The sequence below is a fragment of the Brachybacterium sp. AOP3-A1-3 genome, assembly GCF_052378285.1.
Classification (GTDB): Bacteria; Actinomycetota; Actinomycetes; order Actinomycetales; family Dermabacteraceae; genus Brachybacterium.
Window position 1 is genome coordinate 1 of the sequence record NZ_JBQSXM010000036.1, and the last position, 15260, is coordinate 15260.

Consider the following 15260-nt stretch of genomic DNA (forward strand, 5'->3'; position numbering starts at 1 on the left):
GACGTTGGAATGGGGTGAAGATTGCGTCCTTGCGCTCATCGTCCACTCCGATGCCGTGATCGACGATCCGGATCTCGACGCGGTGCGCGAAGGTGCTGGTTGCTACTCGCACAGGAACGTTCGGTGGACTGAAGCGCTGCGCGTTGAGCAATAAGTTGACGAGCACGCGCTGGAGAAGAACCACGTCGATGGAGACGTGCGCCCCCTCGTGATCGAGCGCGAGTTGGACGTCGAGAGGACCGAGTTGGAGCTCGTCGAGGGCGGGGGCGATAGCGTCGGCCGGATCCGTCGGTTTTGTCGTGATGCTCAGGGCTTTTGCTTGCAGTCGGCTGACGTCGAGTAGGTCGGTCAGCAGCGAGGACAGCGCGCTCAGACTCTCACTGGCCGTTTCGAGGAGTTCCTGCCGGTCGGTGGGGGATAGTGCGGGTCCTGACGCGCGCATGCCGCCCACGGCCGCTGTGGCAGCTGCCAGGGGGCGTCGCAGGTCGTGGCTCAGCGCGGACAGCAGAGCACCGCGGACACGGTCCGAAGCGGCTATCGGTTCGATCTGCTCCGCGGTTTCTTGCAGCCGTTGATGCTCGAGGACCGCGGAGATCTGTGCGGTGACGACCGAGAGAAGGCGGCGGTCTGAGGCCCGCAAGTCAGGGCCATACATTTCAAGTGTGGCCCCCTCGCCAAGGTCGAGAGTGGTCGAGGGGAGCGCCTCGTCGGTGTCGCCCGCGGCAGCGATGATGGCCGTCGTGGAGCGCACAACGGTGGCGCGCAGTCGGAATGCTTCGCGGGTGCGGTCGACCAACGCTTGGATCGCATTACTACCTTGTAGGACACTGCCCGCGATGGCCTGGATCAGCTCAGATTCGGCGGCGGCGCGCCGCGCGGCTCTGGTGCGGCGCGCGGCGAGATCGACGACGACGGAGACCAGGACGGCGATTATCACGTAGAGGAGGAGAGCCTGAGCGTGTGACGCGTCGTCGATGGTGATCGTCAGGAACGGTTGGATGAAGAAGAAGTCCAGCGTGATGCCGGAGAGAACGGCAGCGAAGAGAGCCGGCCACAGCCCTCCGATGAGAGCCACTATAACGACGAGTAGTTGATACGCCAGGACTTCAGTCGTGATGGACTGTTCATTGCGCACGGTGATAAGTGCCCAGGTCAACGCGGGCCCGCCCACTAGGGCGGTGACCCCACCGAGGAAACGGCGGCGCCTCGTGAGCGCTCCCCCGATTCGGGGAAGGGTGTACCTACCGCCGGCTGCAGGATGGTTGACGATGTGGACGTCGATGTCTCCGGACTCGCGGATCACCGTCGCCCCGATGCCGGGCCCGGTCACCGCGGCAGAGAGCCGACCACGCCGACTCGCGCCGAGCACGAGTTGAGTGGCGTTGGCCGATCGCGCGTACTCCACCAGTGCCGAGGGGACGTCCTCCCCGATCACCTGAGCGAACGTCCCGCCGAGTTCCTCGACCAGGGCACGTTGCTGGGCCAGGGAAGCGGGATCGGCCGCTCGCAGGCCGTCGTGGCTGCTGACATGTACCGCGATGATCTCGCCTCCGCCGGAGCGGGCCGCGATGCGGGCACCGCGTCGCATCAGGGTCATTCCTTCGGGGCCACCGGTGAGGGCGACAACCACCCGCTCGCGTGCTTCCCAGGTCGAGGCGATCCCGTGTTCGGTGCGGTAGTCCCTCAGAGCGTGATCGACCTCATCGGCCAGCCACAGTAGCGCCAGCTCCCGCAGAGCCGTGAGGTTGCCGAGACGGAAGTAGTTCGACAGCGCCGCATCGATCCGTTCGGCAGGATAGACGTCACCGCCGGTCAGGCGGTCGCGGAGGGCCTGAGGTGCGAGGTCGACAACCTCCACGTTCGTAGCCCTGCGCAGGAAGCGATCGGGAACGGTTTCCTGCTGGGGGACCCCGGTGATCTGCTCGACCACGTCGTTCAGGGACTCGATGTGTTGGATGTTCAGCGTCGAGATGACGTCGATACCGGCGTCGAGAAGGTCCTCGACATCCTGCCAGCGCTTCTGGTGCCGGGAGGCGGGTGCGTTCGTGTGGGCGAGTTCGTCGACGAGGGCGATCTCGGGTGCGCGTGCCAGCGCACCCTCGAGGTCCATCTCCTCAAGGACGACGCCGAGATGTTCCACGCTCCGGCGGGGAAGTATCGGCAGGCCTTCGGTCATGCGAGTTGTCGCGCTTCGCCCATGAGTCTCGACGATCGCGATGACTACGTCCTTGCCCTCGTCGAACAGACGGTGGCCCTCTGCGAGCATGTCGTAGGTCTTTCCGACACCGGGAGCGGCACCGAGCAGCACTCGAAGCTTCCCCCGTCTGCTCATGCTCAGTCCTCCTCCTCGTCAAGGGCCAGGTTAAGCTCCAGCACGTTCACGCGGGGCATCCCAATGGCACCAAGATCGGGCCGCTCAGTGTGGGCTTGAACGAGGTCTCGAACCTCATCTGGGGAGACTCCACGCGCCCGGGCGACTCTGTCGATCTGAAGGGTGGCGTACTGGGGGCTGATGTGAGGGTCCAAGCCCGATGCGGATGCCGTGAGGGCGTCGGCAGGGATCTCCGAGGCGTCGACGCCGTTAAACTGCGCGATCTGCATCCGTCGCTCCTGGATCGACGCCGTAAGGTCCTCGTTCTCAGGACCCAAGTTCGACCCCGATGAGGCTCCACCGTCATATCCGTCACCGGCCGCGGAGGGCCGCGATTGGAAGTACGCGGCGATCGGGTCTCCTTCGGCGTCGGTGAAGCTTTGGCCGAGGAGAGAGGACCCGGCGGGCGCCCCCTCGGCGTCGTAGACGATCGAGCCGTTGGCTCGGGCGGGAATGAGCAGCTGACCGACACCGGTCAGAACGAGGGTATAGAGGACCCCCAGCGCGACTGTGAACAGCACCATGGAACGCACCGCAACCTGGACGGAGCGGACGGTGGAACGGGTAGAGGTATGCATGGGTGAGACCTTTCACGAGCCACTGAAAAGAGTGAGCAGTACGAAGACCGCCCCCGTGAGGAGATAGAGCAGGGCGAGGACGGCCACGTAAAGGCCGACGGCGACACCGGCGATGCGCAGCGCTTCCCATCCGCTCCGCGGGCGGCCGCGCTTGAGTATCGACACTTCAGAACCCCGGCAGCAATCGGACGGCGAGGTCGATCAGCCATATCCCGATGAACGGCGTGATGACGCCGCCCACGCCGTAGATCAGCAGGTTGCGGCCCAGCACCTGAGAGGCGTCGCCGGGCCGGTAGGGCACACCTCGCAGAGCCAGCGGGATCAGGAAGACGATCACGATCGCGTTGAAGATGATCGCGGAGAGCACCGCGGAGGCCGGGGAGCTGAGGCCCATGATGTTGAGGACTCCGAGCTGTGGGAAGACGCCCATGAACATGGCGGGGATGATCGCGAAATATTTGGCGAGATCGTTGGCGATGGAGAAGGTGGTCAGCGCGCCGCGGGTCATGAGGAGCTGCTTCCCGATGCGCACGACGTCGATCAGCTTCGATGGGTCGGAGTCGAGGTCGATCATGTTCCCCGCCTCCTTTGCCGCGGAGGTGCCGGAGTTCATCGCCACGCCGACATCGGCCTGGGCGAGCGCTGGGGCGTCGTTCGTCCCGTCGCCCGTCATCGCGACGAGCTTCCCGCCGGCCTGCTCTTTGCGGATGTAGGCGAGCTTGTCCTCCGGCGTCGCCTCGGCAAGGAAGTCGTCGATACCGGCCTCGTTGGCGATCGCGGCCGCTGTGAGGGCGTTATCGCCTGTGATCATCACGGTGCGGATGCCCATGGATCGCATCTGCGTGAACTTTGCCGCCAAACCCTCTTTGACCACGTCCTTCAGATGCACAACGCCCAACAGCCGGCCATGGCCCTCACAGGTGCGGGAGGCGACGACCAGAGGGGTCCCGCCGCTACGGGAGATCTGTTGGACCGCGGAGTCGACGCTCCATCGCGCGGCGTCGTCGACGTCACTGCCGTCTGTTTCGAGCCAGGCGATGATCGCTGTGGTGGCACCCTTGCGGATCTGCAGGCCATCCGGCGTGTCGAGACCCGACATGCGAGTCTGCGCGGTGAAGGGAACGATCTCCCCCTCGGCGTGGGGGTCCACCTCGACGCCGCGGGCCCGTGCGAGCTCCACGATCGAGGCGCCTTCCGGTGTGGGATCCGCCAAAGAGCAGACAGCAGCCGTTCGGATCATCTCGGGCAGATCCACCCCGGGGGCGGGCAGGAACTCACTCGCGCGCCGGTTCCCGTAGGTGATGGTTCCCGTCTTATCGAGCAGCAGGGTCGTGACATCGCCCGCCGCCTCCACGGCGCGACCGGACATGGCTAGCACGTTGTGCTGAACCAGCCGGTCCATACCCGCAATACCGATTGCGGAGAGCAGCGCACCGATCGTGGTCGGTATCAGGCACACGAGCAGTGCGACCAGTACCGGGACGCTCACCGGAGCGGCGGCATAGGACGCTATCGGGTGCAGCGTCAGGGCGACCACGACGAAGACGATGGACAAGCTCGCCAACAGGACTCCCAGGGCGATCTCGTTGGGAGTCTTCTGCCGAGAGGCGCCCTCGACGAGGGAGATCATCCGATCCACGAAGGTCTCACCGGGCTTCGAGGTGATCCGTACGACGATCCGATCCGACAGCACCCGGGTGCCGCCGGTGACGGCGGATCGGTCGCCACCCGCCTCACGGAGGACGGGCGCGGACTCTCCGGTGATCGCGGACTCGTCGACCGACGCGATTCCCTGGACGATGTCGCCGTCTCCAGGGATGAGCTGCCCCGCTGAGATCACGACGACGTCACCCAGAGCGAGGTCTGATGAGGCGATCTCGCGGACATCGGCGCGCTCTGCGGCGGGGTCGTTCGTGTCGTCGTAGTTCTCGATCCGCTGCGCCATGGTGCTGGTGCGGGTCCTACGAAGTGACTCCGCCTGGGCCTTGCCCCGGCCTTCGGCCACCGACTCGGCAAGGTTCGCGAAGATCACCGTGAGCCACAGCCACACGGCGATAGCCGAGGAGAAGGCCGCGGGCACGGCGGTGCCACCCGAGGGGGAGGGACCGCCGAGGAAAGGCTCCGCGATGGCGATCAGCGTCGTGAGGGCGGCCCCGACCCAGACGATGAACATGACTGGGTTGCGCCATTGCTGGCGCGGGTCGAGCTTGCGCAGCGCGCCAGGAACGGCGGTGCGCAGCGTCGTCCAGGTGGAGGCCCGCTGCGGGCGGCCGGTGGAAGGGGCCGACGCAGGGGTTCGGACAGGGGTAGTGGTGGACATGTCTTACATCAACCCTTCCGCCAGGGGACCTAGCGCGAGTACGGGGAAGTAGGTGAGAGCCGTGATGAGGATGGTCATGACGACGAGCAGGCCGACGAACAACGGCCGGTGGGTCGGCAGAGTGCCGGCGGTCTCAGGGACTCTGCCTTGCGTAGCGAGGGAACCGGCCAGCGCGAGCACGAGCACGATGGGAAGGAACCGACCCAGCAGGATCGCGACGCCCAGGGCCGTGTTCATCCAGGGCGTGTTGGCAGTGAGCCCAGCAAAGGCGGACCCGTTGTTGTTCGCTGCCGAGGTGAACGCGTAGAGCACTTCGGAAAGCCCGTGCGTTCCGGGGTTCCAGATGGACGTGGACACGACATCGTCACGGACCCCGGGTAGGGCGAAGCTCAGGGCGGTGCCAGCGAGCACGAGAGTGGGGCTCACCAAGATGTATAGCGCCGCGAGCTTGATCTCGCGCGGGCCGATTTTCTTGCCGAGGTACTCGGGCGTGCGACCGATCAGCAGCCCGGAGACGAACACGGCGATCATCGCGAGGATGAGCATGCCGTAGAGACCGGATCCGACGCCGCCGGGGGCGACCTCGCCGAGCATCATGTTGAGCATCGGCATCATTCCGCCGAGCGCGGTGAAGGAGTCGTGCATGGAGTTCACGGCACCGGTTGAGGTGCCGGTGCTGGTCGTGGCGAACAGCGTGGATCCGAAGATCCCGAACCGCTGCTCCTTGCCTTCCATGGCAGCGCCGGCTGCTTCCGGTGCGGAGCCCAGCCCCGCCGATTCCAGTGCGGAGAGGATGGTGTAGGAGGCGAGGAACAAGGTGGCCATGGCTGCGAGGATCGCGGTGCCTTGGCGGCGGTCACCGATGATGGTGCCGAAGGTGCGCGGCAGGCTGAACGGGATGACGAGCATGAGGACGATCTCCAGGAGGTTCGTCCAGGCGCTCGGGTTCTCGAAGGGGTGAGAAGAGTTCACATTGAAGAACCCGCCACCGTTAGTGCCGAGAAGCTTGATGGCCTCTTGCGAGGCGACTGGACCGCCGGGGATTGACTGCGTGGCGCCGGCGATGGTCTCGATCTGCGTGAAGCCGTTGAAGTTCTGTACGACACCGCCGATGATCAGGACAATGGCCGCGATGATGGAGAACGGCAGCAAGATCCTCAAGGTTCCACGCGTGAGATCGACCCAGAAGTTACCGATCGTGGCGGAGCCGCGGGAGGCAAATCCCCGCACGAGAGCGACAGCCACGGCCATCCCGACCGCCGCGGACGCGAAGTTCTGGACGGCCAGCCCGGCCAGCTGCACCGAGTAGCCCAGCGTGACCTCGGGAGAGTAGGACTGCCAATTCGTGTTCCCCACGAACGAGCTCGCGGTGTTGAAGGAGAGGTGCTCACTCGGCGAGGGCAGCCCCAGTGAATACGGCAGGAGGGGCTGGAGGCGCTGCAGGCCGTAGACGAGCAGGACGCCTACCGCTGAGAACGCCAGCACTGATCGGAGATAGGCCTGCCAGCTCTGACCGGAGCTCGCATCCACCCCCATCAACCGGTAGGCGCCCCTCTCCAACGCAAGGTCTTTCGATGAGGTGTAGACGCGGGCCATGTAGTCCCCGAATGGGCGGTGCACCATCGCCAGCACAAGAGCCACGGCCGCCAGCGGCGCCAGTGCAAGTATCCACGTCATCAGAATCGCTCCGGCTTCACGAGAGCGACGACCAGGTAGAAGACTGCGAGGACCCCGAGCCCAGCCGCGATGACCTCGAACGCGATCACAGCTTCTCCACCGCCTTACCCACGAAACCTATGGCCACGAAGAGGGCGATGACGCCGGCCACATAGAGCAGATCAAACACGGAGGACTCCATTCGGAGGAAGCCAGCACCTGGAGGTGCTGAGCGTCCGCGTTGGACGCACCAGCCGATCTAACCGCCGCCGCAGGGACAGAAGGCGCTTCCTAACGGAACGCATACGGTGATCAGGTAAGCCCTTACGGACCTCCTCACACACGGACCACTCGAGCGCTCTGCAAGGTGCCGTCTTGTTCCCGCCGAATCTCCGAACTCGCGCTGCGGCGACGCAGCTCCTTCGCGATCAGTTGCCGGCGAGGCAAGCTTCCCGAACCGCAAGCATGTCTTTTTGGGGTATACGCAGTGCGACAGATGTGTCGCACAAATGCACTTTTAGGCCCTATTTAGAACCGTAACAGACCGTTCGGTAACTGTCCTGCTGGGGCACCCCAGTCTGGTACCGGTCCGGAAAGATGGCGCGTGGCGCGTGGCGCGTGGCGCGTGGCGCTTGTCTGTCTGCGGGTCGGGATCGTCAGAAGTCCCAGTCGTCATCACTGGTGTGTTCCGCCTTGCCGATGACGTAGGAGGATCCTGAGCCGCTGAAAAAGTCGTGGTTCTCGTCGGCGCCAGGGGAGAGGGCGGCGAGGATCTCTGGGTTCACGGCCGTCTCGTCGGGGTCGAATCTCGCTGGATATCCGAGGTTCATGAGTGCTTTATTCGCGTTGTAGCGGACGAACGCGGCGACGTCGTCCATGAGTCCCAGCGGTTCGTACAGTTCGCCTGAGTACTGCAGCTCGAGGGTGTAGAGCTCCTCGAGCAGGGCGAAGGTGAACTGCTGCATCTCCTCCTTCTTCGCGGTGGTGGCGGCTGCGAGTCCGCGCTGGTATTTGTATCCGGAGTAGTAGCCGTGCACGGCTTTGTCGCGGAGGATCAAGCGGATCATGTCGGCAGTATTCGTCAGAGTCGCGCGAACAGAGAAGTGCAGCGGGAGGTAGAACCCGGCGTAGAGAAGCAGCGAGGAAAGCAGGGTCGAGGAGACCTTCCGCTTCAGTGGATCGTCACCGTAGTAGTGGTGGAGGACCTTCTTGCAGCGTTCCTGGAGGAGATCGTTGTTGACGGCCCACCGATAGGCACTGTCGATCTCGGGGGTACTGGTCAGCGTTGAGAAGACGGAAGAGTAGGACCGGGCGTGCACCGATTGCATGAAGGCGATGTTCGTGTAGACCGCTTCCTCATGCTCGGTCTGAGCGTCCTGGATCTGACAGATCTCTCCGACTGTGGCCTGCACGGTGTCCAGCATCGTCAGCCCCGTGAATACTCGCATTGTGAGCGTGCGGTCGTGCTCGGGAAGCTGCTGCCATGCCTGGAGGTCGTTGGACAGTGGGACCTTCTCCGGTAGCCAGAAGTTGGCGGTTAGCCGGTTCCAGACCTCGAGGTCCTTCTCGTCTCGCACGCGGTTCCAGTTGATCGGACGGAGCCGTTTCGTGCGGTCATGGCGGTACGACGGGGGTGTCACGGAGTCATCAATCGAGGTGTCGGTGGGAGTGCGATCAGTCATGGCGGTCCTTCGGGGCAGTGTGCGGATCAGTGGAATGAGTGACGGTGAGCATCTGAGGGTTCGAGGCTGGTGTGCTGCCAGAACCGGGTGAGGCCTTCGTTGACTTGGGCGACGTCGCGGGGGGTGCCGAGTAGCTCGAACCGGTACAGCACCGGGATCTGGCATTTCGCGGAGATCACCGGTCCGGCGAGGCAGTAGTCCGCGCCGAAGTTCGTGTTCCCAGCTGCGATCACTCCGCGTAGCAGGTGACGGTTATCGGGGTTGTTCAGGAAGTGGATGACCTGCTTGGGGACTGCGCCGGAAGCGCGGCCGCCCCCGTAGGTCGGCACGACGAGCACGAACGGCGCGACCGCGCGCAGCGTCCCCTCGAGCCGAGGCCGCAGAGGGATCCGGGCCGCGGGACGGTTGAGCTTCTCGGCGAAGCGCAAGGTGTTGCCCGAGACGCTGGAGAAGTAGATCAGGTCCACCCCTTGACCGGTCAGCACATCTTCGGGTTCGCCCCGTTCTTCGTGGCGATTGACCTCGGCTGGCATGACCCTCCACCCTCCCTTTGAGCCTAGTTACTACATCTTGTGCCCCTGCCTGGATTGGGGGCCATATCTAGTAGTAGCACGATGTGCATGCCAGTACGTCGTCCTGACGTCCTGAAGTTTGGCGTGGCGAAGTTAGCGGCGTCTCAGTAGCCGCTCCCGGTGTCCGGGAGTACTGCGTTGCGCGTACGATCATCAGGTTCGACTACCCGAACATTTAGATGCGTAGAGACGGAGTGGCCCGGGATGAAGCGCGGTGCGGGACAGCTGATGGCATGTCTGGCAGGGGTGTTGGCTGCCGCTTTGGTGCTGGCCGGATGTGCCGGTGGCCCAGTCGGCGGGGATGGCGAGGACAGGCCGGTGGTCCTCACGACCTTCACTGTGCTCCAAGACATCGGGCAGAACGTCGCGGGGGATCACCTCGCGGTGGAGTCGATCACGAAGACCGGGGCGGAGATCCACGGCTATGAACCCACCCCGAAAGACATCGCCAAAGCCTCCGATGCGGATCTGATCCTCGACAACGGGCTGAATCTCGAGCTCTGGTTCGAGCAGTTCGTCGAGTCGGTCGACGTGCCGCACGTGGTGGTCTCGGAGGGGGTCGAGGTTCTGGACATCACGGGTGACGCCTACGCGGGCAAGCCCAATCCGCACGCCTGGATGAGTCCGGTCAACGTGCAGATCTATGTGGACAACATGGTCGATGCGTTCAGCGATCTGGACCCCGAGCACGCGGCGGACTTCGAGGCCAACGGTGAGGCGTATAAGGAGGAGCTGCAGGGCATCCAGGACGATCTCGTCACGGAGCTCCAGACGCTTCCCGAGAACCAGCGTGCGCTGGTGACGTGCGAGGGAGCCTTCTCCTACCTCGCGCGTGATGCGGGCCTGAGCGAGCACTACATCTGGCCCGTCAACGCCGAGCAGCAGGCCACGCCGCAGCAGATCGCCGGTGTGATCGAGACAGTGGAGACGCAGGACGTCCCGGCCGTCTTCTGCGAGTCCACCGTGTCGGACAAGCCGATGCAGCAGGTGGTCGACGCCACCGATGCGCGGTTCGGCGGCACGCTCTACGTGGACTCCCTCTCGGAGGCCGACGGGCCCGTTCCCACCTATCTCGATCTGGTCCGCTACGACGCGGACACCATCGTCGCCGGACTCACGGGTGATGGCTCGTGACCGCAGTGATCGAGGTGAAGGAACTGGTGGTGCGGTACGGCGAGGTCACCGCCTTGAGCGGGGCAACCCTCGACGTCGCCCCTGGGCAGGTGACTGGCCTGATCGGTATGAACGGTTCGGGGAAGTCGAGCCTGTTCAAGGCGATCATGGGCATGGTCCCCCCGACGACCGGCAGCATCCGCATCGACGGGGCTGATCCTGCCCTCGCCCGGCGCCGCGGCACGGTCGGGTACGTCCCCCAGAGCGAGGAGGTGGACTGGTCCTTTCCCGTCTCGGTCCGGGACGTGGTGATGATGGGCCGCTATGGACACCAGGGCCTCACCAGACGGCCCCGCGCAGCGGACCGGGTGGCTGTGGCGGATGCCCTCGATCGTGTGGAGCTCACCGACTACGCGGACAGACAGATCGGTCAGCTCTCCGGCGGGCAGAAGAAGCGAGCCTTCGTCGCCCGCGGCATCGCACAGGAAGCTCGCATCCTGCTGCTGGACGAACCGTTCGCCGGCGTCGACAAACGCAGCGAAGCCACTATCGTCGGCCTCTTGCGCGATCTCGCGGCAGACGGCCGCACGATCCTGGTCTCCACCCATGACCTGCACGCATTGCCACAGCTCGCCGACTCCGCCGTGCTGCTTCTGCGCCGGGTGCTGTTCCACGGGCCTGTCGCCGACGCTCTGGTCCCCGAGAGGCTGGCCCTCACCTTCGGTCTCGACCCGCTTGCCACGGGAGACGCACGGTGAACCCTCTGGACCTCCTCCTTGAGCCTCTGCAGTACGACTTCATGGTCCGGGCCCTCGCCGCGACCGTGGTCGCGGCTCTCGTCTGCGCGCTGCTGTCCTGCTGGCTGGTCCTGGTGGGCTGGTCGTTGATGGGTGATGCCGTCTCCCATGCGGTCCTGCCCGGTGTGGTGCTCGCCTACATCTTCGGCGCCCCGTTCGCCATCGGAGCCCTGGTATTCGGGGTGCTCGCGGTGGTGCTGATCGGCGTGATCCGCGGGACCAGTCGGGTGAAGGAGGACGCCGCCATCGGCATCGTGTTCACGACCCTTTTCGCCCTGGGCCTGGTGCTGATCTCGGTCACACCCAGTCAGACCGACCTCAACCACATCATCTTCGGGAACATCCTTGGGGTCTCACGCAACGACCTGATCCAGATCGCACTTCTCGCAGGGATCGCTTTCGTGCTGCTCGTCCTCAAGCGCCGCGACCTCACCCTGTACGCGTTCGACCCCATCCACGCCCAAGCCATCGGCTTGTCCCCACGGCGCCTCGGTGCACTGCTGCTGGGCCTGCTGGCTGTCACGGCGGTCGTCGCACTCCAGGTGGTCGGTGTGATCCTCGTGGTCGCCATGCTGATTATCCCCGGCGCGACCGCTCACCTCCTCACCGACCGGTTCGGCAGGATGCTGCTGATCGCCCCGGCGATCTCAGTCACCGCATCAGTCCTGGGCATATTCATCAGCTACTGGGTGGATGCCTCGTCCGGTGGTCTCATCGTGCTCGTTCAGGGAGCGATCTTCACGCTCGTGTACCTGCTCGCCCCCCGGCACGGGATCCTCCCGCGCCTGCGCACCGCCCGGCCCGGGGCTCGACAAGACGACCCCGCCTCGGGCGCCACCCCCGTCACCTCGACGCGGGTCCAGTCATGAAGACGGTCCCGTCGGCACTGTCGAGACCCAGATCGAGTCGGTGGCTGACCGCCCCAGTGGCACCCTGACGCCGGAACCGGCGACCTCGACGTCCAGGGACTCTGCGAACCGGGGGCCCTCGTGGATCTCCAGGACGGCCCCGACGGTGAACCCGCGCTCTGCGCAGAACGACAGCAGCTCGGGGTCGGAGTCGGAGATGCGCTCGACCCGTCCCGCTGCCCCGCCCGGCATCTGGGTCAGCGGGCAGGCGTCAGGCCGCTCCACCGATCCCGTGCTGGTGGGGATGGGGTCTCCATGGGGGTCGCGACGTGGGTGATCGAGAAAGGCATCGATCCGCTCCACTAGGAGATCGGAGACCGCGTGCTCAAGGTGCTCGGCCTCGTCGTGAATCTCGTCCCAGCCATAGGAGAGGACCTCGACCAGGAACGTCTCGATCAGGCGATGACGGCGCACCATCGCCACCGCATGCTCCCGGCCCCGCGCGCTCAGAGAGATCGCTCCATAGGGCGCGTGCTCGAGCAGGCCCTGCTCCGTCAGCTTCCGCACCGCATCGGACACCGTCGAGAGCTTCACCCCCACGCGGGTGGCCAATGCCGACGTCGTGACCGCAGTCTCGGACCACTCGCCAAGACTCCAGATCGCCTTGAGATAGTTCTGAGAACTGGTAGAGAGCTCGGAGACCGACATGTCCAAAGAGTACCAAACTGTTAAGTTCGCCAAATCGAAGTAGTGCTTGCTGTGGAGCCTCAGGTGAGCGGGCGACTCTATCTAGATCGATGTTCGTCGGGGGCTGCCGCCCGGACCAGATGCCCCCAAGCGCCAAAAAACTCCCTGGGCACGAACATGTCGATACTCAGATTCACGCCGCGCGTGGGCTGTCGCCGACAGTGTCGCGCTTGGGTATACCCAAAAGGAACAGTCCGCGGCGAAGCGTAGGCCCTGTTCCGCAGGGTCCAAAATCGGGTTTTGGCACATGTCGCGGCTAGGCTCTAAGACATGAGTGACACACATCGGGCCCCGGGGCAGCGCGTCGCATACCTGCGGGTGTCGTCGGCCGGCCAGAACCTTGCTCGACAGCACGAAGCAGTGGGGGAGTGCGATCAGACCTTCACCGAGAAGCAATCCGGCAAGAGCGCGAAGGACCGCCCGGAGCTGCAGGCCCTGATCCGGCACGTCCGCCGCGGCGACCTCGTTGTCGTCGCCTCCATGGACCGCCTTGCCCGGTCGGTGATCGACCTCAACGACATCGTCCAGCAGATCACCGGAGATCCTGCCGAGCACACCGAGCAGCAACCACGTAAAGGTGCGAGCATCGAGTTCCTCAAAGAGCGGCTCACCTTCGAGCCCGGTCACGCCGATCCGATGGCTGCGTTCCAGCTGAACATGATGGGCGCCTTCGCGCAGTTCGAACGCGAGCTCATCCGCCAGCGTCAGACCGAGGGCATCGCCGCCGCGAAGAAACGCGGCGTCTACAAGGGGCGGCCACGCACCCTCGAGAGCGAACAGATCCGCTCCGTCCGCAACGCTGCCCTCGCCGGCACTCCCAAAGTGCAAATCGCGCGTGAACACGGCATCAGTCGATCCACGCTGTACCGCTATCTCGAGCAGCCGTCACTGCCCCTCGGCGAGGGGCAGTGACGGCTGCTCGACTGGATAAGGTCAACTGATGTGCCGCTCACGGGCACGGTAGAAACGTGGGTCATGAAGCTGCTCGTGCCGGATGCGGCGAGTCCTGCCCACTCGCTCTCGAGGCCGCCTTCGCTGTGACCTGTTAGTACTCTCAGTGCACGTCACCACACGAGGGAGATCCATGGCGAAGGCACTGTCGCTCAACGAGATTCGCCGGCGCGCTGCGCAATTTGTCGTGGACTGGCGTGACGAGCCCGGCGACGAGCGTCAGCAGGCGCAGTCCTTCGTGCGGGACCTGCTGCTGACCTTCGGGATCACGGGCACCAAGGCGGCGCTGTACGAGAAGCGCGCGAAGCGCTCCTCCACCGGCCACCAGGGCTACATCGACGCACTCGTCCCAGGCCTATGCCTGATCGAGATGAAGTCGACCGGCAAAGACCTCACCGTCGCGGAGCGGCAAGCGCTCGACTACGTCGACGACCTACCTGACGTGGAGGCCCCGCGGTGGATCATCACCAGCGACTTCCACTCATTCCGCGTCCTGGACCTCGAGGCCGAGGACGGCGCCGACACGGAGACGTTCCCGCTAGAGGAACTCCCCACGAACGTGGAGGCCCTTGCGTTCCTGGCCGGCTACCAGACCCGGGCGTTCGGTGACCAGAAGCAGGAAGCGGCCTCCATCAACGCCGCGAACATCATGGCCGACCTCTACGAAGCACTCAGCGACTCCGGGTACGACGACCACGACGCCTCCGTGTTCCTCGTGCGCGTCCTGTTCTGCCTGTACGCGGACGACTCCGGGGTGTGGGAGCGCGATCTGTTCTACGAGTTCCTCGAGCAGCGCACCGCCGAAGACGGCACCGACCTCGGCCCGCAGCTCGCCTTCCTGTTCCAGGCGATGAACCGCCCCACCGACCGACGCCAGAAGAACATCGACGAGATCATCGCCCGCTTCCCCTACGTCAACGGCGGCATCTTCGCCGAACCCGCCGCGATCCCCTCCTTCGACAGCGCCATGCGCCGCCTCCTCATCCAGGCGTGCGCGTTCAACTGGTCCGACATCTCCCCAGCAATCTTCGGCTCACTCTTCCAGGCCGTGAAATCCGCCAAGGCCCGTCGCGAGCTCGGCGAGCACTACACGACCGAGACCAACATCCTTAAGACCATCGAACCGCTGTTCTTGGACGAGCTCCGGGATCGGTTCACTGCCGCCACCCACGACACCAAGGCCCTCAAGCGGCTACGGGCGGACCTCTCCAAGCTCCGCGTCATGGACCCCGCCTGCGGGTGCGGGAACTTTCTCGTCGTCACCTACCGCGAGCTGCGCCGGCTCGACCTCGCCATCCTCAAGCGCCTCCAACAGCTGGGGGATACCAGCTGGCAGTCGCCCACCGCGTTCTTCCTCAAGGAAGACCTCCCGATCACACTGGACCACCTCGCGGGGATCGAGATCGAGGAATGGCCGGCCCGCATTGCCTCCACCGCCTTGCACCTGGTCGACCATCAGGCGAACCAGGCCATGGAGCTCGCTTTGGGGAAGGCACCCGATCCGCTGCCGCTGGATCGGATCGAGACGGTCCGCGTCGCCAACGCCCTCCGGATCGACTGGGCCGAGGTATTCGAGCCCAGCCCGCAGGTGATGCTGGTGGGGAACCCGCCGTTCATCGGTCAGT

Annotated in this window: 13 protein-coding genes; 5 read left to right on the plus strand and 8 right to left on the minus strand. The window is 65.0% G+C overall.

Features of this window, described 5'->3' with window-relative positions:
* The 7 genes from ACT3T5_RS19130 to nrdI form a co-directional block, all read right to left on the minus strand.
* Positions 1-2332, minus strand: a 2332-nt coding sequence (locus ACT3T5_RS19130) for a DUF4118 domain-containing protein (RefSeq protein WP_444595272.1), incomplete at its 3' end; no start/stop codon positions are given.
* A gap of 2 nt (positions 2333-2334) precedes the next feature.
* Entirely contained in the window at positions 2335-2949 is a 615-nt protein-coding gene (kdpC, locus tag ACT3T5_RS19135) for a potassium-transporting ATPase subunit KdpC (RefSeq protein WP_443337236.1), read from the minus strand.
* Between the two features lie 166 nt (positions 2950-3115).
* Complete coding sequence (gene kdpB / locus ACT3T5_RS19140; RefSeq protein WP_444595273.1) at positions 3116-5269, minus strand: potassium-transporting ATPase subunit KdpB; 2154 nt, start codon at positions 5267-5269, stop codon at positions 3116-3118.
* A 3-nt stretch (positions 5270-5272) separates the two neighbouring features.
* Positions 5273-6946 carry a potassium-transporting ATPase subunit KdpA gene (gene kdpA / locus ACT3T5_RS19145; protein ID WP_444595274.1) on the minus strand — a complete coding sequence of 558 codons (1674 nt, stop codon included), beginning with the start codon at positions 6944-6946 and terminating at the stop codon, positions 5273-5275.
* The gene (locus tag ACT3T5_RS19150; protein WP_444595275.1) at positions 6946-7035 is read right to left on the minus strand and encodes a potassium-transporting ATPase subunit F; all 90 of its coding nucleotides are present in this window, start codon (positions 7033-7035) and stop codon (positions 6946-6948) included. The genes kdpA and ACT3T5_RS19150 overlap by 1 nt, the downstream gene beginning before the upstream one ends.
* Before the next feature lie 546 nt (positions 7036-7581).
* The gene (gene nrdF / locus ACT3T5_RS19155; protein WP_444595276.1) at positions 7582-8607 is read right to left on the minus strand and encodes a class 1b ribonucleoside-diphosphate reductase subunit beta; all 1026 of its coding nucleotides are present in this window, start codon (positions 8605-8607) and stop codon (positions 7582-7584) included.
* Positions 8608-8633: 26 nt separating this feature from the next.
* Complete coding sequence (gene nrdI / locus ACT3T5_RS19160; RefSeq protein ID WP_444595277.1) at positions 8634-9140, minus strand: class Ib ribonucleoside-diphosphate reductase assembly flavoprotein NrdI; 507 nt, start codon at positions 9138-9140, stop codon at positions 8634-8636.
* Positions 9141-9383: 243 nt separating this feature from the next.
* Here nrdI and ACT3T5_RS19165 point away from each other — a divergent pair, with 243 nt between their 5' ends.
* From ACT3T5_RS19165 to ACT3T5_RS19175, 3 genes are read left to right on the plus strand one after another with little or no spacing between them, the layout of a single operon-like run.
* On the plus strand, positions 9384-10313 hold the full coding sequence (locus ACT3T5_RS19165) for a metal ABC transporter substrate-binding protein (protein WP_444595278.1): 930 nt from the start codon (positions 9384-9386) through the stop codon (positions 10311-10313).
* A complete protein-coding gene (locus ACT3T5_RS19170; protein WP_444595279.1) occupies positions 10310-11050 on the plus strand; it encodes a metal ABC transporter ATP-binding protein in 741 nt (246 codons plus the stop codon). Before ACT3T5_RS19165 ends, ACT3T5_RS19170 begins: the two co-directional genes overlap by 4 nt.
* Positions 11047-11958: a metal ABC transporter permease gene (locus ACT3T5_RS19175; RefSeq protein WP_444595280.1), complete on the plus strand. Its 912-nt coding sequence runs from the start codon at positions 11047-11049 to the stop codon at positions 11956-11958. The genes ACT3T5_RS19170 and ACT3T5_RS19175 overlap by 4 nt, the downstream gene beginning before the upstream one ends.
* On the opposite strand, the gene ACT3T5_RS19180 is transcribed toward ACT3T5_RS19175, so the two are convergent.
* Positions 11953-12645 carry a metal-dependent transcriptional regulator gene (locus tag ACT3T5_RS19180; protein ID WP_444595281.1) on the minus strand — a complete coding sequence of 231 codons (693 nt, stop codon included), beginning with the start codon at positions 12643-12645 and terminating at the stop codon, positions 11953-11955. The two genes, ACT3T5_RS19175 and ACT3T5_RS19180, sit on opposite strands and share 6 nt — an antisense overlap.
* A 309-nt stretch (positions 12646-12954) precedes the next feature.
* Here ACT3T5_RS19180 and ACT3T5_RS19185 point away from each other — a divergent pair, with 309 nt between their 5' ends.
* On the plus strand, positions 12955-13596 hold the full coding sequence (locus tag ACT3T5_RS19185) for a recombinase family protein (RefSeq protein WP_444595282.1): 642 nt from the start codon (positions 12955-12957) through the stop codon (positions 13594-13596).
* Positions 13597-13768: 172 nt separating this feature from the next.
* Positions 13769-15260, plus strand: a 1492-nt coding sequence (locus ACT3T5_RS19190; protein ID WP_444595283.1) for a DNA methyltransferase, incomplete at its 3' end; no start/stop codon positions are given.

What these genes read in the sequence shown, in the direction of transcription:
- kdpC (WP_443337236.1), bottom strand. Translation starts at nt 2,949, where the DNA reads ATGCATACCTCTACCCGTTCCACCGTCCGCTCCGTCCAGGTTGCGGTG.
- kdpB (WP_444595273.1), bottom strand. Translation starts at nt 5,269, where the DNA reads ATGTCCACCACTACCCCTGTCCGAACCCCTGCGTCGGCCCCTTCCACC.
- kdpA (WP_444595274.1), bottom strand. Translation starts at nt 6,946, where the DNA reads ATGACGTGGATACTTGCACTGGCGCCGCTGGCGGCCGTGGCTCTTGTG.
- nrdF (WP_444595276.1), bottom strand. Translation starts at nt 8,607, where the DNA reads ATGACTGATCGCACTCCCACCGACACCTCGATTGATGACTCCGTGACA.
- nrdI (WP_444595277.1), bottom strand. Translation starts at nt 9,140, where the DNA reads ATGCCAGCCGAGGTCAATCGCCACGAAGAACGGGGCGAACCCGAAGAT.
- ACT3T5_RS19165 (WP_444595278.1), top strand. Translation starts at nt 9,384, where the DNA reads ATGAAGCGCGGTGCGGGACAGCTGATGGCATGTCTGGCAGGGGTGTTG.
- ACT3T5_RS19180 (WP_444595281.1), bottom strand. Translation starts at nt 12,645, where the DNA reads ATGTCGGTCTCCGAGCTCTCTACCAGTTCTCAGAACTATCTCAAGGCG.
- ACT3T5_RS19185 (WP_444595282.1), top strand. Translation starts at nt 12,955, where the DNA reads ATGAGTGACACACATCGGGCCCCGGGGCAGCGCGTCGCATACCTGCGG.